This window comes from Streptomyces sp. NPDC002787 (genome assembly GCF_053592095.1).
The window spans coordinates 19256-38272 of the sequence record NZ_JBSFVC010000052.1; the positions used below are offsets into that span (position 1 = coordinate 19256).

Sequence of the window (19017 nt, forward strand, 5' to 3'; positions counted from 1 at the left end):
CGGCAGTAGGTGACCCAGCTCGGCACCAGGCCAGGAACGCGCAGGACGAGAACCCGCTGCCGAGTTCTTTGCGCTCGGCCCTCTCGTTGATCCTGCTGGCGAAGGTCTCGTCCCATGTCCTGCGGGTTCGTCACCGCGCTTGCAGGGGAGCGCGGTGACGCGGGACGGCTTCTGCAGCCTGTACTCAATCCGCCGAGAACATGCACCGCACGGGCAGGGGGCGGGATGGCAATGGGGACGCCAGCTCATCCCACTGTCCGGGAAGCTCGGTGTGGTGCCGACTCGATTCGACGATCCCGCAGGGGGAGTGGGGAGCAGTCGGTCACAGCCAGCCTTTGACCTTCTCGACGAGGCGGGCGGGCTCAGGGGAGATGACACGGACGTTCAACTGGGTGACACCGGCGGCGCGGAACGCCTCGATGCGTTCGCGTACGTACCCCTCAGGACCGCACAGCGACAGTAGTTCGGTCAGCTCATCGGGGACGGCCGCCTCCGCCTCCTTCTTCTTCCCCGACAGATAGAGGTCCTGGACCTTCTCGGCGGCCTCTTCATATCCGTAGGCGCGGGCCAGGTCGTTGTAGAAGTTCTTGCCCTTGGCGCCCATGCCGCCGACGTAGAGGGCGATCATCGGGCGGGCCAGGTCGCGGGCGGCCGCCGCGTCCTCGCCGACGGCAAGAAGGGCTCCCGCCACGATCTGGAGATTCCCGCGTTCCGCGGGCCGGCGGACCAGTCCCTCGGCGAGTGCGTCGCCCCACACCTGGCCGGCCTTCTCGGGGATGAAGAGATGCGGCAGCCAGCCGTCGGCGATCTCCGCGGTCATCCGGACGTTGGCCGGGCCCAGTGCCGCGAGGTAGATCGGTATCTCGCTGCGCACCGGGTGGTCCTGACCCTGTCCGACAATGGCATCGGCGGCGCCCACCTGGCCAAAGGGCACGGCCTCATGGGGTTGGCCGACCGCGCCAGGTCGGTCGAGGCGATTTCGTGGTGCACTCCCCCGAGGGAGGCCCGACGGTGGTAGTGATGGAGGCCCCATGCGGGTAGTGGTCGCCGACGACGCCGTGCTGATCCGTTCAGGACTGGTCCGGCTGCTGGAGGAGTTCGAGTTCGAGGTGGTCGCCGAGGTGGGCGACGGCGAGAGCCTCGTCTCTGCCATGGTCGAGCACCGCCCGGACGTCTCGGTGGTGGATGTGCGGATGCCCCCCTCGTTCACCGACGAGGGCCTGAAGTCCGCGGTTGCGGCACGCAAGCGGGTTCCCGGTGCGCCGGTGCTGATCCTTTCGCAGTATGTGGAGGTCTCCTATGCCGAGGATCTGCTGGCCGACGCCAGGGGAGCCGTGGGCTACCTGTTGAAGGGCCGGGTGGTGGACGTCGACGAGTTCATTGACGGGCTGCGGCGGGTCGCCGCCGGGGGGACGGTGTTCGATCCGCAGGTGGTGGCCCAGCTGATGGTTCGGCGCCGTGGCAACGACCCCCTGGCGGCGCTGACCGCGCGGGAGCGGGAGGTGCTCGGGCTCATGGCCGAGGGGCACTCCAACCAGGCCATCGCGCGCAAACTCGTGGTGAGCGGCGGCGCGGTGGAAAATCACGTCCGCAGCATCTTTGCCAAGTTGGGCCTGTACGTCGAGGACACCGACCACCACCGCCGGGTGCGCGCGGTGCTGGCCTACCTGCGTTCCTGAGCGCCCATGGCGGGGATGCCGCCTTTGTCGTGCTCGGAAACGTGAGCGAAGGCCTCGCTGGTGGCGGTGATGGTGCGCGTGACCGCGCTCGCCGGGTCGTTTCGTCGTTTGGGCCGTCTCCCGCTCACGCTGGGAGGCTCACGTTATCCCGTGTTGCACCACGTGTTGGCTGAGGGCTTCGTACGGTCAGCAGCGCAGGCGAGCGGTGTCTTCGTCGATACGGACGATGCGCTCCTTGAACAGTTGCCATCGGCTGGCTGTCGTCGTCGGGGATCAGCGTCGGCCCGACCATGATGGGTGCCGCCGTCCAGGTCGCGCCGCGTCGTCGGGGGATCTGATCGCTGGCGGGCGGTGGCGCGGGGGCGACGTGGACCCTCATCGTCTTCGACGTCGGATACGACGCCCCGTGCATGGCTCTGCTTCTTGCCCTCAGCGGTTTGACCTGGGGCGACTGTTGGGTGGTGCCGAGCGGGCGCCGGCCAGTACCAGGTCCACGAGTCGACTCACGTAGGCGTGCCCTGCGGGCTGGTCGCGTTGCACGATGCGCAGGTGGAGGGGGCCGGTCAGGGCCTCGAGGAGGAACTCGGGGCTGCTGTCCGGCGGGAGGTCGCCGCGGTCGACGCCGCGTTGGACGAGGATGCGGGCGCGGTCCAGGCGGGCGGTCCAGAACCGGTTGCGGAGTTGGTCGGACTGGGGCTCGTCGTCCGGTGCGGCGAGGGCGAGGCAGGCGAGGGCGTGGCCCGTGGGCGTGGTGAGGAACGCGGCGAGTGCGGTGAAGAAGGTGGTCAGGTCCTCGCGAGTGGAGCCGGTGTCAGGCAGGGGCAGTTCCGTGTCCAGGCGGTCCGAGAGGGCTTCGAGGATCAGATTGGTCCGGGTGCCCCACCGCCGGTAGACCGAGGTCTCGTGCACGCCGGCGCGGGCGGCGATCTCCGCGATGCGCGTGCCCGCCAGGCCCTCGGTGGCCAGGAGTTCGGTGGTGGCCGTGAGGACGGCTCGGTGTACGGCCGCGCCACGGCGGTGCGCGGGGGCCGGGTGCGGTGGTGTCATACCTCCCATTATCGCAAGCACACTTGCGATAAACCACCACGGCGAGCTTCGCTGGGTTCCATCGCAAGTTGACTTGCGATAGATGCGACCTGCGGAGGCTGCCCATGCTCACCACGGCGAAGACCACCAGCGGCGTGCTGCGTGGCCGGGTCGAGGACGGTGTGGCCGTCTTCCGTGGCGTGCGCTACGCCACCTGCGAGCGGTTCGGCCCGCCCCGCCCGGTGCCCGTCTGGAGCGGCGAGCGGGACGCTACGGCCGACGGCTCGATCGCCCCGCAGCGGCCGTCCAGGCTGGAGCCCGTGATAGGCGCCCCCGAGCCGCACGAACAAGGCGAGGACTGCCTGAACCTGACCATCACCACCCCCGGCGTCGACGACCGGTCCCGGCCGGTGCTGGTGTGGTTCCACGGCGGTGCCTGGGTCTCGGGCGCCGGCTCCTGGAAGTGCTACGGCGGCCACCGGCTCGTCCGCGAGGGCGACGTGGTCGTCGTCTCCGTCAGTTACCGGCTTGGCGTGCTGGGTTATCTGCGCGCACCGGGGATCTCCGAAGGCAATCTGGGCCTGGCCGACCAGCTCGCCGCGCTGCGGTGGGTGCACGAGAACATCTCGGCGTTCGGCGGTGACCCGGACGCGGTGACCGTGGCCGGTCAGTCCGCCGGCGCCCATACCGTGCAGTGCCTGCTGGGCATGCCCGACGCCGAGGGACTGTTCCGCCGGGCCGTCGTTCAAAGTTCCCCCGCCGCTCTCGGCCTCGGGAGCGCCCGCAGCGCCCGGAAGGCCGCCGAACGGTTGCTCACCCGGCTCGGCGCAGACCCGCGTACCGTTCCCGTCGCCGATGTCCTGGACGCCCAGACCGCGCTCGCACGAGAAGCGGCAGGCAGACTCGGGCTCCGTGCGGTCCCCTTGTTCAGACCGGTCGCCGGAGTCGGCCCGCTCCCGGACGCAGCACGCTGGGCCGCATGTCTGGCAGGCAGAGCTCCCGGTCTGGACGTCATCATCGGCACCACCGGGCGGGAGATGAGCGCCTTCTACACCCTGAACCCGGCGCTGCGCCGCCTGCGCCGGGTCCCGGCACTGGGTTGGGCGACTGCGGACGCTGTGGAACGGGCCGCAGGTGCGGCCCTCTTCGACCGTCCCGCCCGCCGCCTGGCTGCCCGGCTGAGCGAGGCGGCTGCCCGCGTGTGGACCTACCGCTTCGACTACGCCGCCCCCGCCTCCCCCTTCGGCGCCACCCACTGCATCGAACTGCCCTTCCTGTTCGGCAGCGATGCCGACTGGATCACCGCCCCGATGCTCGCCGGCGCCGACCCGCACGACATCGACACCCTGGGCCGAGCCCTGCGCACCGCCTGGCTCAGCTTCATCCGCACCGGCACCCCGAGCACCGACACCCCCTGGCCGCCGTTCACGGCGGCCGCCCCCGCCGTGCACCACTGGCACCCCTGAGGGCATTAGACAGTGCGGCCGGAACGCAGGACCGCTCAACCAGGGGGCTCTCTGTCAAAGGAAGTGGTCACCGAAGCCGAATAGCTCGCCGCGCGCCGCCGGCGATGCTGCCTCTGTGGCCTGCCTCCATCCGATCGCCAAAGCCACCCAGGTAGGTCACGCTCGAGCGAAGCCGAGAGTGGGCGAGCCCCTCCCACGCCATGCGCTGGTTACCGTCCGGCGAGGAAGCCATGCGCCGCCGTGCCAGAAGCCGTCTTCTGTCGGCACCTCGATTCGGCATAAAAGCCGGCCGCGCGGATCGGCCCCGCCAGCTCCAGGCTGAGCATGTGGTGCTCCCACGACTCGTTCGACAGGTTCAGGCTGGTTCGGTGACGACGCGGGGCTTCCTCGGCCAAGGTGATCGTGACGTGCCGGCTGCTCGCGCGGTCACCCCGGTGTGCCGTCTTTGCGCAGGGTGACCGGTCTGTTGAGGGGGCCTGTCGGTTGCACCTGTTGTATCGCGTCGGTCACCTGGCCGAGGAGTGCCTGCAGTTGGGTGGAGTCCTTGGCGCCGAGCTTCTCGGTGATCTGCTGTTCGATCTCCGCGATCACGGAGTCGGCCTTGCGTAGGGCGTCGCGGCCGGTGTCGGTGAGGTGGAGTTCCTGCACGTGACGGTGGCGCGGGTGCGGCCGGCGTTCCAGTTGGCCCCGGCTCTCCAGCCGGGTCACCAGGGAAGCCACCGCCTGCGGGGTGACGTTCAGGCGGCGGGCCAGTTCCGCTCCAGCCAGCCCGGGATCGACGTGGACGGCGATGAGCAGGGAATAGTGTGCCGCCGCCATGCCCAGCGAGCGCAGCCGTTGCTCCTTCAGGGCTGTCACGGCCAACTCCGCCCGCCGTAGTGCCCAGGTCACCCGGTCCAGTGCGCCGGCGCCGACCGGCTCCTCATCATGCAGCGTCATACGGCGAGAGTATGACACTGGTCGACTATCAAACGTTTGACATGGCGCAGATGCTTGAGTCAGGCTGTCCTCATGTCTCGTACTCTTGCTCTCATCACCGGCGCCTCCTCCGGAATAGGCGCCGCCTACGCCCGCCTCCTCGCGGCCGACTGCGACTTCGTCCTGGTGGCCCGAAGGGCCGACCGCCTTTCCGCGCTCGCGGACGAACTCCGCGCGGCCGGCGCCGCCGTGGAGGTCCTTCCCGCGGACCTCGGGAACCACGACGGCCTCACCTCGGTGGTCAAGCGCCTGGCAGCCGGCGATGTCCGGCTGCTGATCAGCAACGCGGGAGACGGCGGCTACGCGCCGCTTGCCGAGGTCGCCCCGGAGGAGATCGACCGCCTTCTCACCCTCAATGGCGTGGCGTCCATCCAGCTCGCGCGCGCCGCCCTGCCCGGCATGCTGACCGCGGGGGAGGGAACCATCGTCACGGTCGCCTCCCTGCTGGCCTTCAGCGCCGGGCAGAGCAACCCGCACATGCCGCCCCGCACCATCTACAACGCCGCCAAGGCCGCCACCGTCGCCTTCACTCGCACCCTCACCCACGAACTCGCCGACACCCCCATCCACACCCAGGTGGTCTGCCCGGGCGTCGTGGCGACGGAGTTCGCCGGCGGATACGGAAACATCCCCTCCGCCATGACCGCGGAGGGCGTGGCCGGAGCCAGCCTCGCCGGCCTGCGCCTGGGCGAGACGATCTGCGTACCGGGCCTGGAGGACCAGACCGCCGCGCTCGACGCCTTCCTGGCCGCCGAGGCCGCCCTGCTCGCGGGCGGCAACCGCCCCACTCCCGCCGCCCGCTACAACCAGCCGCACCCCCAGCCCACACGCTGAGGACCGGGCCCGCAGGAGGAGTCGAGCAGCGTCGCTGTGACCTGCGCGATCCTCCTGCTTGCCGACGCCGCCAAGGCCCGTCAGCGGAGTGCCTCCGGCCACCCGTGCGGCACGCTCATGCGCCTGTTGTGAAGATCTCGGGGTCCGTCCGATGGGCGGGCCCGCAGCACCCGGTGCGGGCGATCGCAAGGCGGCGTGTCGTCCTCATACCGGACGTCCGTGGGTAATTCTGAGACCGCAGCACGGGGGTCCCCGCTCGAGCGAAGCCGACAGCGGTGAGCGCCTCCTGCGGCGGCCGGGTTTCGCAGATGCCGTCCGGCATGGGGAGTGTGCGCGGCGGCGGGCAGAATGGCCGGGGGACCTGGGAGCAGAGGCGCGTTCCGGGGGTGACGGGCAGGTTGCGGACGCGGCGGCCGGTGGCATCGAAGACGGCGTGGGTGATGGCGGGCGTCACCCCGACGCCGACGATGACGACCCCGCCGAGCCCCTTCACGCCGGTCGGTCGGCCTTGTCGTCCCGGCCGTCGAGGTTCAGGGCCAGACCGATGCCGTCCGCCATGGCACCGAGGGCCTGACTGTCTCCGAGGCGAACCTGGTCTTCCAGGTCGTCTCCAAGCGTTACGAGAAGAGGTCGATCATCCTGACGGGCCTTCACCCAAGCCCGGGTAGTTAGCGCTTTCGCAGGTCATGCAAGTGAGTTGAAGGATTCTCGACGCGGAGCAACGGAGCTCGTTGGTACAGGCAGTCGACCAAGACAGCCTGTCCCGAAGGAGCTCCGTTGCCCCGACATTGCGTCCTGCCGTCTGCACTGACGGCCATCACCCGAAGGGGCACCGGGGCTGCGGGCCGGTTCACTCCCGGGCATCTGGGCGAGCTGACTGCCGTCGTGCCGTTCGAGCTCGTGGACGCGGTCCTTGCGGAGACGCGGACGGTGCAGCAGCGGCTGCGTGATCTTCCGTCGCGGTCGGGGTCTACTTCCTGCTGGCGATGTGCCTGTTCCCCGAGGTCGGCTACCGGCTGTCTGGGACAAGCTGACCTCGGGACTGCCGGGATGCCGGTGGTTTGTCCATCGGCGAAGGCGTTGCCTGACCTGCGTCGGCGGATCGGGAGCGCGCCGGTGCGGGCGTACGACACCAGGGGCGCGTTTCGGCCCCTACCGGATGGTGTCGTTCGACGGCTGCGAGCGGAACCGGGCCTGACTGGGCAGGACTTCGCATCATGGCTATCCGACGCTGGAGTTGATGACGCTGATCCAGACCGGCACCCGGGCCCTGGTCGGTGCGGTGTTCGGTTGCGCCGCCGAGGGCGAGACGAGCTATGCCGACCGACTGCTGCACCTCCTGCGGCCGGACATGCTGGTGCTGTAGGACAAAGGATTCGCCAGCAACGCCTTCCTCGCGTCGGTCACCGACACCGGCGCCCAGGTCCTGGGCCAGCTCCGCAGCAACCGGGGCACGCCGGTCCTCACCCGCCTCGCTGACAGCTCTTACCTGTCGGTGATCGGCACCGTGAAGGTGCGGGTCATCGACGCACAGATCGCCGTGACCTGTGTGGACGGCACGTCCTTCACTTGGTCCTACCGACTGGTCACGACCCTGACCGACGCCCGCGGTTACCCCGCCACCGCGCTGGTGGGCGTCTACCACCAGCGGTGGGAACACGAATCCGCGTATTACGCGCTCCGCCACATGATCATGAACGGGCGCAACCTGCGCTCGGGCGACCTGGCAGGTATCGAGCAGGAGATGTGGTCCTTGCTCACGCTCTACCAGGCCCTGCGTACCGTGATGGTCGACGCCGCCGAGTCCGTCCCAGGCACCGACCCGGACCGCTGCTATTTCGGCATCGCGCTCCACGCCGCCCGGGACCAGGTGACCCAGGCCGCTGGCATCGTCAGCGCGGCCCCCGATCGGGACACGCTCCTCGGGACGCTCGTTCGCCGGATCCTGACCGGTCAGCTCCCTCCCCGGCGGCAACGGGTCAGCACCCGCAAGGTCAAGTCACCGATGTCCCGCTACAGCGAGCGCCATGCCGAGGGCCGCCCCGACACCAGCCGCACCGCCACCCACCTCGACGTCACCGTCCTCGAACCCGTAGATCAATCACCCGCGCTTCCCTCGGCCTCCGGGGACGACCGGCACGCCGCCCCAGCCGCGCGGCGCCGACACCGCATCCTGGCTCTGCTCCAGGAAGACCCCACGCGTCCGTGGCAGCCCCGTGACAATCGCTGCCAACTTCGGCGATGTCACCCTGGAGACCATGTACAGACAACTGAATCGGTGGGCCGCCAGCGGACTCACCCACAAACTCGGACCCGGTCTTTACGCCGCAACGCCATGGTTCTCAGCCCCACTTGCGTGACCTTCGAAAACGCCAACTACCCGGCGTTGGGCCTTCACTCCGGATCTTGGACACCCGAGACGTGGATCTTGGGGGGCTGAGAACGGACATCTCGTGGTCATGAAGCACTCCCCGCCGGAGTTCAAGGCGGACGTTGTCGCGCTGGACCAGTCGCGTTCCGGAGGGACGATCAAATAGGCCGTCGCAGATCTGGGAGTCAACTCGGAGACACTGCGGAACTGGGTACGGGCGGCCGCAGCGGACCGGCCGCGGGGGTGCCGGACGGGGCCACCCACGGAGCCGCCCACGCCGTTGGAAACGGGGAACGCGGCCCTGCGCCAGAAGATCCGCGAGCCGGAAGAGGAACGCGAAATCCTGCGGAAAGCGGCGAAGTATTGCGCCGGGGAGACGCGCTGGTGACCGCTTCCAGTTCGTCGCCGACCACCAGCGCCGCTACGGAGTGAGCTGTGCCGCAGCCTTGGCATCGTCCGCTCCAGCGACTATTACTGGCGCCGCACCGTAGCCGACCGGGCCGTGCCCCGGCGGCCGACATAAGGCTCGCCGCCCGGATACGCAAGGTTCACCAGGATTCGGATGGCACCTACGGCGTCCCCAGGATCACCGCCGACCTGCCCGTCGACGGCGAGCAGGTCGACCACAAGGTCAGTCGGTGAGCCTGCGGAAGCAGACGAGGGTGCAGGCGACGGCGTCAGGTCAGTCAGGAGGCGGTGCGTTCGAACGTTCAGCGGTGGTGGCCCCAGGCGGCTCGAGGGCTCCGTGCCCTTGCGGGTGACGCCGCGCTTGCGGGGCGAACGACGCGGGTGGTCGTAATATCCCTTGTCGGCGTAGAGGTTGGTCAGCCGGCGGCGGCGCGGACGGCGGCCGGGGCGGCAGGGATTCCGTAGACGTTCCAGCGTCTGACTGTCCTGCGGGTTCCCGCCGGACCGGTCATGCGGTCCGCGTGTGGTGGCCTTGCGCCTTTTGTCCGGGGAGGGGCTGGCCACTGTGCCCGGGAGCCAACAGCGTTACGGGGTGGAAAGGTCGGGGAGTTCCGCCACCACCGATTCCGGAGATCCCCACGGTTCCTCCAGCGCGGCCCGAAGTGCGAGGACGGTATCCGCACCGACGCGCCCGGCGAGCACGGCTTCGAGCCCGGCCAGTATCTGCATCGTCTCCGCGCGGCGCCGGACACCGGCCGCCGAGAGGAGCACGAGCTTCGACCGGGCGGAGTGCGGATCGCTCTCCACGGTCACCGCGCCCGCGGCGACAAGTTCATGGACCCACTGGTGCGCTGTCGGGGCGCTGACGCCCAGACGCCGGGCCAGCTCGGCGATGCTGGCCCCCTCTGACGGGAGCTGACTGAGCAGGGTCACGTGTGCCGCGCTGATGGTCGCCCCGTCTTCCTGGGCCTCGAACGCGGTGGTCAGGGCGGTTCGGAACCAGTTGTGTGCGCGCCACAGCAGCCGGATGAGCGGCTCGGATTCAGGCGGGGAGGAGGACATGCGGTTCTGCTTTCACGGTGGGCGGTCGGTTCGGCGCGGTCTGCCGATCGTAAGCCGGTCAGGGCTGGCGCCCAACATCACCGGAGCCCCTGGACCATCATTCATTAGGTAGCCTACGATTAGGTTACCTAATGGTGGGGTTCGACTCGATCCCCACCTCCCGACCCATGCCCCTGATTCCCGTAAACCGATGGAAAGGCAGGACGATGACGACAGGATCGTCTGTATCCCCCCTCGCCGCGGGCACCTCGCGGCGGCGTCTGCTGGCCGCCGCGGCCGGCGTCACCGCCGGCACGGCAGCCCTCGCGGCCCCGCCCGCCGCCGCCCAGGCCGCCACCTCCACGTCGGCCGCCACCTCCACGTCGGCCGGGACCGCCACCGGCCGCCCGGGGCGCCGCATGAAGGTGATCGCGGTCGAAGAGGCGTTCTCCGTTCCGGAGCTGATCCCGTGGCCGGGCGAAGCCCAGATGCCCCCCGGCTGGGGGCAGGAGTGGGGGCGCCGGCTCGCCGACTTCACGGAGTTGCGGCTGGCGGACATGGACGAGCATGGCGTGGACATGCAGGTCCTGTCGCTCACCTCACCCGGCGTGGAGGCCATCAAGGACCCCTCCGAGGCCGTGGCCACGGCCCGCCTGGTCAACGACCACCTGGCCGACGTGGTCGCCGCCCACCCGACACGGTTCGCCGGCTTCGCCACCCTGCCGTTTCAGAACCCGAAGGCCGCCGTGGCCGAACTGCGCCGGGCGGTGGAGCAACTCGGGCTCAAGGGGGTCCTGCACAACGACCACGTTCTGGGCCACTACCTCGACGAGCCGCAGTTCCGGCCGGTGTGGGCCGAGCTTGAACGGCTCGGCGTGACGCTCTACCTCCATCCCGCGCTCTTCCCCGCCGATCAGTGGCGGGTGTTCCAGGGGTACCCCGTGCTGAGCGGGCCGTCCTGGGGATGGACGGCGCAGGTCGGCGCCCACGCACTGCGCCTGATCTACGGCGGAGTGTTCGACGAGTTCCCCGGGGCTTCGGTGACGCTGGGGCACATGGGAGAACTGCTGCCTTTCCAGCTGGCCCGGCTCGACAGCCGCTACCACCAGGCCGACCCCAAGAGCAGGCCACGACACCTGCCCTCTCACTACCTGCGGCACAACCTCTACGCGACCACCAGCGGCGTCTTCTCCCACGCGGCCCTCCTCGGAGCCGTCCAGGCCATCGGCGCCGACCGGCTGCTGTTCGCCGTCGACTACCCCTACGAATCGACCGCCGAGGCAGTCGAGTTCCTCCGCACAGCGCCGTTCTCCCGCGCCGACCTCAAACGCATCGCACACCGCAACGCGGCACACCTGCTGAACCTCTGACCAAGACAGCAGCAGGTCAGGAGTGCGGCTGGGCCGACGGCACATACATGTGCCGTCGGCCCAGCCCCGCGAGCAGCGGCACCGAATGCCCGGTGTCCTGAGCCGACGGGATCCGCCCGCACGTCGATGGCCTTGGTACGCCGCTTAAGTAGACCTTCAAGCGGTGATGCTCGTCCGGCTGGGCGCGACTTCCGTCGGGCAGGGCCTGGCCCACCACGCCGACAGCAAGAACGAATCCTCCGCACCTTGGAAAGACAGGCTCAGGCCATGGCAAACGCACTTCTGACCGACACCACCACGGGAACCGTTCGCGGATGCGCACTCCCGGACGGAGGCCGTGTCTTCGCCGGTATCCCCTTCGCCGCACCCCCGGTGGGTGAGCTGCGGTTCCGCCCGCCCCAGCCGCCCCAGCCGCCCCAGCCGCCCCAGCCGCCCCAGCCGCCCCAGCCGTGGGAGGGCGTCCGCCGGGCCGACCGTTTCTCACCGGCGCCCGCGCAGGGCGCCTCTTCCCTGGTGCCGGGGGCGAGCCAGAAGTCGTCCTTCCCCACCTTCCCCACGGCGGAGATCCGGGAGACGTCCGAGGACTGCCTGTATCTCAACGTCTGGACGCCCGCGGCGACGGCCGAGGACGCCGTCCGCCCCGTCATCGTGTGGATCTACGGCGGCGGATACGACGCCGGCTCCGCCGCACCCCCGTACAGCGACGGGGCCGCGCTCGCCCGGCAGACCGGCGCGGTCGTCGTCACCGCCAACTACCCGCCTGGGAGCCCTAGGTTTCCTGCACCTGGCCGACCTCGGCAGCCAGTGGGCCGGGTCCACCAATCTCGCCCTGCAGGACCAGATGGCCGCCCTGCGCTGGGTAGGGGACAACATCGCCTCCTTCGGCGGTGACCCCGGCAACATCACCGTGGCAGGGCAGTCCGCCGGTGCATTCTCCATCGGAGCCCTGCTGGCCGCACCCGCAGCCGCCGGCCTCTTCCACAAGGCGATCCTGCAGAGCGGCAGCACGTCCCGGATCTTCGACCGGGCCACCGCCACCACCATCGCCGAGGACCTGATCATCGCACTCCGCCTCGACAGCCCCGAGGACCTGCTCACCGTCACCTTCAGGCGGATCCTGGACGCGCAGAGCACGGTCGTCACCGGTGACATCGGGCAGCGCAACCTGCCCGGCGGCCGGTCCTGGGGTGCCGTACTCGACGGCAGCGTGCTGCCCGTCGCCCCGCAGCAGGCCGTCGCCGACGGCGCCGCTGCCGGCATTCCCCTGCTCGTCGGCGCCACCCGCGACGAAGCCCGCGTCTTCCAGATGATCGGCGGCGACTCCTTTCGCCCGAGGGCGAAACAGCCCTGTACACCGAAATGCGGCGCGCCGGTGTCACGGAACCGGAGAAGCTTCTCGACGCCCTCCGGAGCCGCACCGCCGACCCCGACGACCTGTCAGCCCTGCGCAGCGATTTCCTCACCGACGCCCTCTACCGGATCCCGGCCACGCGTCTGGCCCAGGCCCAGGCCGGGGCGGGAGGCCGCGCCTACCACTACCTCCTCGTCGACGAACCGTGCGGACCGGCCATGGGTGCCTTCCACGGCGCCGACCTGCTCCACGTCTTCGACAAACTCGCCCTCGTCGGCGCCGACACCCCCGAACACCTCACCTCCCGCGACACCCTGAGCAGAACTTGGTGGAGGTCCGCTCGGCGTTCGTAGCGGATGCGGAGCCGCTTGAACTGGTGGAACCAGGCGAAGGTGCGCTCCACCACCCACCTGGTGCGTCCTAGACCAGAACCGTGCGGGGCACCACGCCGGGCAATCACGGGTTTGATACCGCGTTTCCACAGCAGCCGACGGTACTTGTCGAAGTCGTAGCCGCGGTCGGCGAACAGGCGCTTGGGCCTGCTGCGGGGCCGTCCGCGCAGCCCGGGTATCGGCGGAATTGCGTCCAGCAGCGGGATCAATTCCGTCACGTTGTGACGGTTCCCTCCGGTCAGAGAGACCGCCAGCGGGGTACCGTGCCGGTCAACGAGCACGTGGTGCTTGGAGCCTGGGCGGGCGCGGTCAACCGGCGATGGCCCGACATCTCTCCCTCCTTTCAAGGCTCTGATGTGTGAACCGTCGATCGCGCAGTCGTCCATCTCCAGCTTTCCTGCGGTCCGTAGCTCGGTCAGGAGGACTTGATGCAGGCGCGGCCAGACACCGGCCTGGGTCCAATCGCGCAAGCGTCGCCAGCTGGTGACTCCTGAGCAACCGATCAGCATTGCGGGCACGTCTCTCCAGGCCACTCCCTTGCGCAGGACGTACACGATGCCCGCCAGTGTCACCTGGTCGGGAGTGCGCACTCGTCCGGGGGATCGGTGCCTGCGCGCCGGTGGCGCGGGAAGCAAGGGCTCGACACGCTCCCACAGGTCATCAGGAACGAGATCGTCAGTCACGTGTCGAGCTCTCGGCCCGGTCGCAGCGACGTGAGTGCTGTGGCGCCGGCCGGTCCCGGTCGGTACACCTCGCCCGCTCGGCCGGGGCATGCGCGGGCTGATGCCGTCGTCGGCGGCTTCCGCAGAGCTTCAGTGCAACGATGCTGGTGGGGACGGTGAGGATCATCAGCGCACCGCAGCCGACGAGGACAGCGGGTGCGCTGGTCCGGTCGAGGAGAAAGCCTCCGAGGGCGGCTCCGAGGGGAGAAGCTGTCAGGAGTACGGCGCTGCGTGCGGCCAGAACCGTGGTGAGGGAGTCGGCGGGTGCGCGGTCCTGGATCAGAGTGAAGGAGAGCGCGGAGTAGGGGCCGTAGACGAGTCCGGCGAAAGCGAAGCCGATCAAGGAAGGGATGGCGGTGTCCGTGAGGGCGAAAGGGAGCATCCCGATGCCGTGGCCCGCGATGATGCCGAGCATGGCCGGCCACAGGGGAAGCCTTTTGGCCGCGCCCAGGGCGAGGGCGCCGATGACGGCTCCGATACCGAAGGCGGACCAGTAGGCGCCGAGCAGCCCGGCGCCGGCATCGAGGTCGTCGGAGACGAACAGAGGAAGGGCGACTTCGACGGGGCCGAAGGCGAGGTTGAACACCCAGGTCACGAGGAGCAGGCCGAACAGTTCCGGCTGGCGGCGCAGGATGCTCAGCCCGCCCTGTGTGCCGCCGGTCACTGGGGGCACCGGTGTCCGGGGCAGGGGGGTGCGGCCGGTCTGGAGGGCGAGCATGGCGAACGTGGCGGCGTCCAGGCCGATGATCCACGCCGGGGACACCATGCCCACGAGAAGGCCCGCGAGAGCGGGGCCCGCGATGGTCGCGGTCCAGAGGCTGGTGCTGATCACGCTGTTGGCCGCCAGGCGCTGGTCTTCGAGGAGCAAAGGGGCGAAGAGTGCGTGCTTTCCGGCCTTGCCCCAGGCGTGCAGCAGCGAGGAGGCGCCCAGGAGCCCGACATACACGGCCGGGGTGAGCAGCCCCGCCATGTGTGCGAACGGGACCGCCCCCAGCAGTACGGCCCGTAGCGTGGAGTCGGTAACCAGGAGCCGTCGCGCGGGCAGCCGGCGCATCCACCTGCCCAGAACCAGGGCGCCCAGCGCGCCGGGCAGGACATAGGCGGCGACAGCGATGCCCGCCAGCGCGCCTTGGCCGCCGTCCGGGCCCAGTGCGAGCGCAAGCCACGCGACCGCGACGACGGTCATGCCGTCGCCCAGGTCGGACAACGCGAAGACCGGCATCAGCCGCCGAAAGGTGCGGTCGGCGAACAGCGAACGGTAGGGGCCAGGCAGCAGGCGTCCCGGTGCGGCTGAGAACATGCAGGTCACAGTCGCGCTTCAAGCATGCTTGAAGTCAAGGCCGGACCGAGGAGGGGCGGGCATGCGGTATCTACCCATTGGCGAGCTCGCGGAGAAAGCCCACGTGCGTGCTTCGGCACTGCGCTATTGGGAGGAGCGCGGTCTGCTGCCCGGCGCGCGTCGCGAAGGCGGGCGTCGGGTATGGCCCGCGACCACCATCCGCCGGGTCGCCCTGATAAAGATGGCGCAGCGGGCGGGCTTCACCCTCGCCGAGATCACGCAACTGCTGGCCGAAGACACCACGCCATCCGCAACCCGTCAGTGGCGGGACATGGCTACGCGCAAGCTGCCCGAACTCGATCGTCACATCGCGCAGACCCAGGCCCTGCGGCAGGCAGTTGCGGACTGCCTGGAGTGCGGTTGCATGAAATTCGATCAGTGCGTACTACTTGACACCACGGACGTGGCGCCCTGACCGCAAACGCTCAGCGGCCGCAACTGCCTGGCTCTGTCGATGAGGAGCGGCAACACTCGCCCACATTTTGAAACGAACAGTTAATACTCCAGTCTGGTTTCGCGATCTTGGTACCCGGCCGGGAACGGGTACGGCCACCGCGTGATCATCGGTTGGTGTGTGGACAAACGAAGATCGTGCGATGGCCGCTGGCCATAGCGTAGACCCCGCCCGCTGGCGGGCGATGTTCGACCAGGCCATGGCCCGGATCGCGGCCCGGTTCGGCCGGGTTGAGCCGAGAGCGAGCGCTCGCTCCTATCTGCTCGGGCTGCTGTCGTGTGTCGAGCGGAAGAACTGCTGGCGGCTGGCCGAACATGCTGGTCACGCGCGGCCGGGGCCGATGCAGCGGCTGCTGCGCTATGCCCGCTGGGACGCGGATGCCGTCCGCGACGACATCCGCGCCTACGCCGTCGAACATCTCGGCACCGACGGTGGTGTCCTCATCGTGGACGAGACCGGTTTCATGAAGAAGGGCCGTGCCTCGGCGGGAGTGCAACGCCAGTACACCGGCACCGCGGGACGCATCGAGAACTCCCAGGTCGGGGTCTTCCTCGCCTACGCCACCAACCGTGGGCGGACGCTGATCGACCGCAGGCTCTACCTACCCGAGCACTCCTGGTGCGCTGACACCGAGCGCCGCCACGCTGCCGGGATACCCGACGAAGTGCAGTTCCAGACCAAACCCCGCCTGGCCTGGGAGATGATCGCCGCCGCACTGAACTCCGGGGCGGAGGCGCGGTGGGTGACCGGTGACGAAGCCTACGGGCAGGACCCTCAGCTTCGTGCCGCCCTGGAAGCCCGCGGCACCGGCTATGTGATGGCCGTCGCCTGCTCGACGCGAGTGCGGATCAACTCAGGTCGCACCACCATCCGCGCGGACACCGTCGCCGGCCGCCTGCCCGCCACCGCCTGGCAGCGGCACAGTGCCGGCAACGGTGCGAAAGGCCCGCGCTACTACGACTGGGCCTGGATCCACATCGGCACCAGCAGCCACCGCCACCTGCTGATCCGCCGCAACCGCACCACCGGCGAACTCGCCTTCTACCTGTGCTGGTCACCCGCCACGGTCACCCTTGCGGAGCTGGTCCGTGTCGCCGGTGTTCGTTGGAGCGTCGAGGAGTGCTTCCAGGCCGCCAAGGGCCAGGTCGGACTCGACCACTACCAGGTCCGCAACTGGACCTCATGGCACCGGCACATCACCCTCGCCATGCTCGCCCTGGCCTTCCTGACCGCCGTTGCCGCCAGCTCGGCACCCAAGCAACCCGCCCGGCCGGCCCCTCTCACCAGCAGTCACCCGCTGATCAGGCTGACCGTCCCGGAGATCCGGCACCTACTCACCGGCATCTTCAACCCACCAACCGTGCCAGCGGCCAAGCTGCTGCACTGGTCCGACTGGCGGCGACAACACCAGGCGACAGCCCGCCGCAGCCACTACCGACGACGCTCCGGCGACGAACCGACTGGATAGATCACGAAACCGCACTGGAGTATTAAGGGGCGCGGTGAGCCATTGAGCAAGCGTGCCCGCGATGAGCCAGTCGTAGAGCCTGGGACGTCTGTACTGGACCGGGCGGGCTACTGCCGTCTACGGCCACCGAAACAAGGCTCCGCCGCCTGCAACCTTTCCCCCCGTCCGACTGTCTCCTGATCATCGACCGCTCCTGTCTCTGGTCCCAGAGACATCAATCGGCACAGGAGTGGTCGCACAGAATCATCAGGAGACACTTCATGCGCATTCGCCCCGCAGCCTGCGCGGCACTCCTCGTGGCGTCCCTCGCCCCCGTCCTCACGGCACCTCCCGCCAGCGCGGCGGCGGCCAGGTACGCGGACGACTTCAACGGCGACGGCTACCGCGACTACGCCAGCTACACCTACGAGCAGTACAGCAAGGGCGGCGGCGTCCGGATCACCTTCGGTACCGCCTCCGGACCCGGCACCCAGACCCAGTTGATCACCCAGGACAGCCCCGGTGTCCCCGGCGCCGACGAGACGGAGGACCAGTTCGGCGACGTCCGGGTGCCCGCCGACTTCAACGCCGACGGATACGGGGACCTCGCCGTGTCGGTGTCGCGCGAGGACGTCGACGGACGCACGGACGAGGGCGGCGTCGTCATCCTGTGGGGAAGCGCGACCGGCCTCTCGGGTGGCACCGCGATCCCCAACGCCGGCGCCAAGGTGTCGAACGCCCGCTTCGGCCGCGACCTCGCCGCCGGGGACTTCAACGGGGACGGCAAGAAGGACCTGGCCGCGATCAGCGGGAGCAAGGCCTACGTCTACCGCAGCATCACGCGCACCGGTGTGGCAGGCTCGGTCACCAGCCACGACAAGACGACGAGATTCGCGCCCACGTCCCTGGTCTCGGGCAGCATGAACGGGGACTCCAAGACCGATCTGGTGATCATCGGAATCACCGACGAGCCCGACAACTTCGGCACGGACGCGTGGTTCATCGAGGGCGGCTCCCCGCTCAGCGCGGGCAAGACCCTGCGCCTCGTCACGAACTACGGCGACCCCAGCGAGGCGGTGATCGCCGACTTCAACAAGGACGGCTACGGGGACCTCGCGGCGGGCAGCCAGATGTACAACAACTCCCAGGGCCGGGTGTCCATCTGGTACGGCTCCTCCACCGGCCCCGCCACCGCCGTCCGTATCACGCAGGCCACCACCAACGTCGCCGGCACCCCAGAGTCCGGCGACCTGTTCGGCTCCTCCGTCTCGGCCGCCGACATCAACGGCGACGGCTACAAGGACCTCGCGATCGGCGTGTACGGAGAGAAGATCAGCCAGGAGACGACCGAGGGCGGCGCCCACGTCCTGCGCGGCAGCGCGAGCGGGATCACCGGCACCAACTCCCAGTGGCTCGCCCGCAACACCGCCGGCGTCCCCGGCGACGTCGCATGGAACGACTGCTTCGGCGAGCCGGTCCGCCTCCGCGACACCAACCGCGACGGCAAGGCCGACCTCTACATCGGCGCCATCAACGGCTCTCTGCGCTTCCCCGGCACGTCGTCCGGCGTCACCACGACCGGTGTGACCGACGCCGACACCGAACTCATCTGGGGCATGCTCCAGTAGGCCCGGCCTCCCACCCAGCTGCCTGGGGCTCGCCTTGTTCGTACGAGTGCGGCCGCGTCGTGGCCGCTCGCGCAGTTCCCCGCGCCCCTAAGAGGTCCTAACAGAAGTTGTTGATCAAGTGACTTTCGACTTGGGTGGTCGTTGGTCTGGTCGTGGGGAAACGTCAGTCGCGGCCGTGGATTGTGTCGGACGAACTGTGGTCGCTCATAGAGCCGTTACTGCCCGAGCCGGGGCCGAAGCTGGTGTCGGGCCGGCCGCGGGTGCCGGACCGACAAGCCCTGTGCGGGATCCTGTTCGTGCTGCACACGGGCATCCAGTGGGAGTACCTGCCCCAGGAGCTGGGCTTCGGCTCGGGCATGACCTGCTGGCGGCGCCTGGCCGCCTGGAACGAGGCCGGTGTGTGGGAGAAGCTGCACATGGTGCTGCTGAAGAAGCTGCGGTCGGCGAAGCAGCTGGACTGGTCGAGGGCGGTGATCGACTCCTCCCACGTGCGGGCGGCCCGACGGGGCCC

At 69.4% G+C, this 19017-nt stretch carries 17 protein-coding genes and 4 pseudogenes; 14 read left to right on the forward strand and 7 right to left on the reverse strand.

Annotated elements, in window-relative coordinates:
- Positions 1–322: 322 nt before the first annotated feature.
- Positions 323–880, reverse strand: a pseudogene (locus tag ACWD26_RS41080) (LLM class flavin-dependent oxidoreductase); the annotation flags it as partial.
- A gap of 151 nt (positions 881–1031) precedes the next feature.
- Here ACWD26_RS41080 and ACWD26_RS41085 point away from each other — a divergent pair.
- Complete coding sequence (locus ACWD26_RS41085; protein ID WP_451278371.1) at positions 1032–1679, forward strand: response regulator; 648 nt, start codon at positions 1032–1034, stop codon at positions 1677–1679.
- A 429-nt stretch (positions 1680–2108) separates the two neighbouring features.
- Here ACWD26_RS41085 and ACWD26_RS41090 read toward each other — a convergent pair whose 3' ends face one another.
- A complete protein-coding gene (locus tag ACWD26_RS41090; protein ID WP_451278373.1) occupies positions 2109–2726 on the reverse strand; it encodes a TetR/AcrR family transcriptional regulator in 618 nt (205 codons plus the stop codon).
- Between the two features lie 104 nt (positions 2727–2830).
- On the opposite strand from ACWD26_RS41090, the gene ACWD26_RS41095 reads away from it, so the two are divergent.
- A complete protein-coding gene (locus ACWD26_RS41095; protein ID WP_451278375.1) occupies positions 2831–4171 on the forward strand; it encodes a carboxylesterase/lipase family protein in 1341 nt (446 codons plus the stop codon).
- A gap of 426 nt (positions 4172–4597) precedes the next feature.
- Here the strand turns inward: ACWD26_RS41095 and ACWD26_RS41100 are convergent, their stop codons facing one another.
- On the reverse strand, positions 4598–5110 hold the full coding sequence (locus tag ACWD26_RS41100; RefSeq protein ID WP_451278377.1) for a MarR family winged helix-turn-helix transcriptional regulator: 513 nt from the start codon (positions 5108–5110) through the stop codon (positions 4598–4600).
- 72 nt (positions 5111–5182) lie between these two features.
- On the opposite strand from ACWD26_RS41100, the gene ACWD26_RS41105 reads away from it, so the two are divergent.
- Positions 5183–5983: an SDR family NAD(P)-dependent oxidoreductase gene (locus ACWD26_RS41105; RefSeq protein WP_451278378.1), complete on the forward strand. Its 801-nt coding sequence runs from the start codon at positions 5183–5185 to the stop codon at positions 5981–5983.
- A 489-nt stretch (positions 5984–6472) separates the two neighbouring features.
- Here the strand turns inward: ACWD26_RS41105 and ACWD26_RS41110 are convergent, their stop codons facing one another.
- On the reverse strand, positions 6473–6637 hold the full coding sequence (locus ACWD26_RS41110) for a hypothetical protein (protein WP_451278380.1): 165 nt from the start codon (positions 6635–6637) through the stop codon (positions 6473–6475).
- Between the two features lie 123 nt (positions 6638–6760).
- Between ACWD26_RS41110 and ACWD26_RS41115 the strand changes: the two are divergent.
- From ACWD26_RS41115 to ACWD26_RS41130, 4 genes and pseudogenes are all read left to right on the forward strand, one after another.
- Positions 6761–7096, forward strand: a pseudogene (locus ACWD26_RS41115) (transposase domain-containing protein); the annotation flags it as partial.
- A 127-nt stretch (positions 7097–7223) separates the two neighbouring features.
- Positions 7224–7349, forward strand: coding sequence for a hypothetical protein (locus tag ACWD26_RS41120; RefSeq protein WP_451278402.1), 126 nt, complete (start codon positions 7224–7226; stop codon positions 7347–7349).
- Positions 7350–7361: 12 nt separating this feature from the next.
- A pseudogene (locus ACWD26_RS41125) lies at positions 7362–8423 on the forward strand (hypothetical protein); the annotation flags it as partial.
- A gap of 366 nt (positions 8424–8789) precedes the next feature.
- Entirely contained in the window at positions 8790–8996 is a 207-nt protein-coding gene (locus ACWD26_RS41130) for an IS3 family transposase (protein ID WP_451278382.1), read from the forward strand.
- Positions 8997–9347: 351 nt separating this feature from the next.
- On the opposite strand, the gene ACWD26_RS41135 is transcribed toward ACWD26_RS41130, so the two are convergent.
- A complete protein-coding gene (locus ACWD26_RS41135) occupies positions 9348–9824 on the reverse strand; it encodes a MarR family winged helix-turn-helix transcriptional regulator (RefSeq protein ID WP_451278384.1) in 477 nt (158 codons plus the stop codon).
- 206 nt (positions 9825–10030) lie between these two features.
- Here ACWD26_RS41135 and ACWD26_RS41140 point away from each other — a divergent pair, with 206 nt between their 5' ends.
- From ACWD26_RS41140 to ACWD26_RS41150, 3 genes are all read left to right on the forward strand, one after another.
- On the forward strand, positions 10031–11173 hold the full coding sequence (locus ACWD26_RS41140; protein WP_451278386.1) for an amidohydrolase family protein: 1143 nt from the start codon (positions 10031–10033) through the stop codon (positions 11171–11173).
- Between the two features lie 267 nt (positions 11174–11440).
- Positions 11441–12064: a carboxylesterase family protein gene (locus ACWD26_RS41145; protein WP_451278388.1), complete on the forward strand. Its 624-nt coding sequence runs from the start codon at positions 11441–11443 to the stop codon at positions 12062–12064.
- On the forward strand, positions 11958–12842 hold the full coding sequence (locus ACWD26_RS41150; protein WP_451278396.1) for a carboxylesterase family protein: 885 nt from the start codon (positions 11958–11960) through the stop codon (positions 12840–12842). The genes ACWD26_RS41145 and ACWD26_RS41150 overlap by 107 nt, the downstream gene beginning before the upstream one ends.
- Here the strand turns inward: ACWD26_RS41150 and ACWD26_RS41155 are convergent.
- Positions 12817–13599: pseudogene (locus tag ACWD26_RS41155) on the reverse strand (IS5 family transposase); the annotation flags it as partial. The gene ACWD26_RS41150 and the pseudogene ACWD26_RS41155 sit on opposite strands and share 26 nt — an antisense overlap.
- Positions 13592–14938, reverse strand: a complete 1347-nt coding sequence (locus ACWD26_RS41160; protein ID WP_451278390.1) for an MFS transporter — start codon at positions 14936–14938, stop codon at positions 13592–13594. The pseudogene ACWD26_RS41155 and the gene ACWD26_RS41160, both read right to left, overlap by 8 nt.
- 61 nt (positions 14939–14999) lie before the next feature.
- Here ACWD26_RS41160 and ACWD26_RS41165 point away from each other — a divergent pair, with 61 nt between their 5' ends.
- From ACWD26_RS41165 to ACWD26_RS41180, 4 genes are all read left to right on the forward strand, one after another.
- The gene (locus ACWD26_RS41165; RefSeq protein WP_362001055.1) at positions 15000–15392 is read left to right on the forward strand and encodes a MerR family transcriptional regulator; all 393 of its coding nucleotides are present in this window, start codon (positions 15000–15002) and stop codon (positions 15390–15392) included.
- Positions 15393–15615: 223 nt separating this feature from the next.
- Positions 15616–16899 (forward strand): IS701 family transposase, encoded by a 1284-nt coding sequence (locus ACWD26_RS41170; protein ID WP_451278398.1) that lies wholly within the window; start codon positions 15616–15618, stop codon positions 16897–16899.
- A gap of 260 nt (positions 16900–17159) precedes the next feature.
- Positions 17160–18506, forward strand: a complete 1347-nt coding sequence (locus ACWD26_RS41175) for an FG-GAP and VCBS repeat-containing protein (RefSeq protein ID WP_451278392.1) — start codon at positions 17160–17162, stop codon at positions 18504–18506.
- Between the two features lie 179 nt (positions 18507–18685).
- A partial coding sequence (locus ACWD26_RS41180) for a transposase (RefSeq protein WP_451278400.1) occupies positions 18686–19017 on the forward strand: 332 nt, incomplete at its 3' end.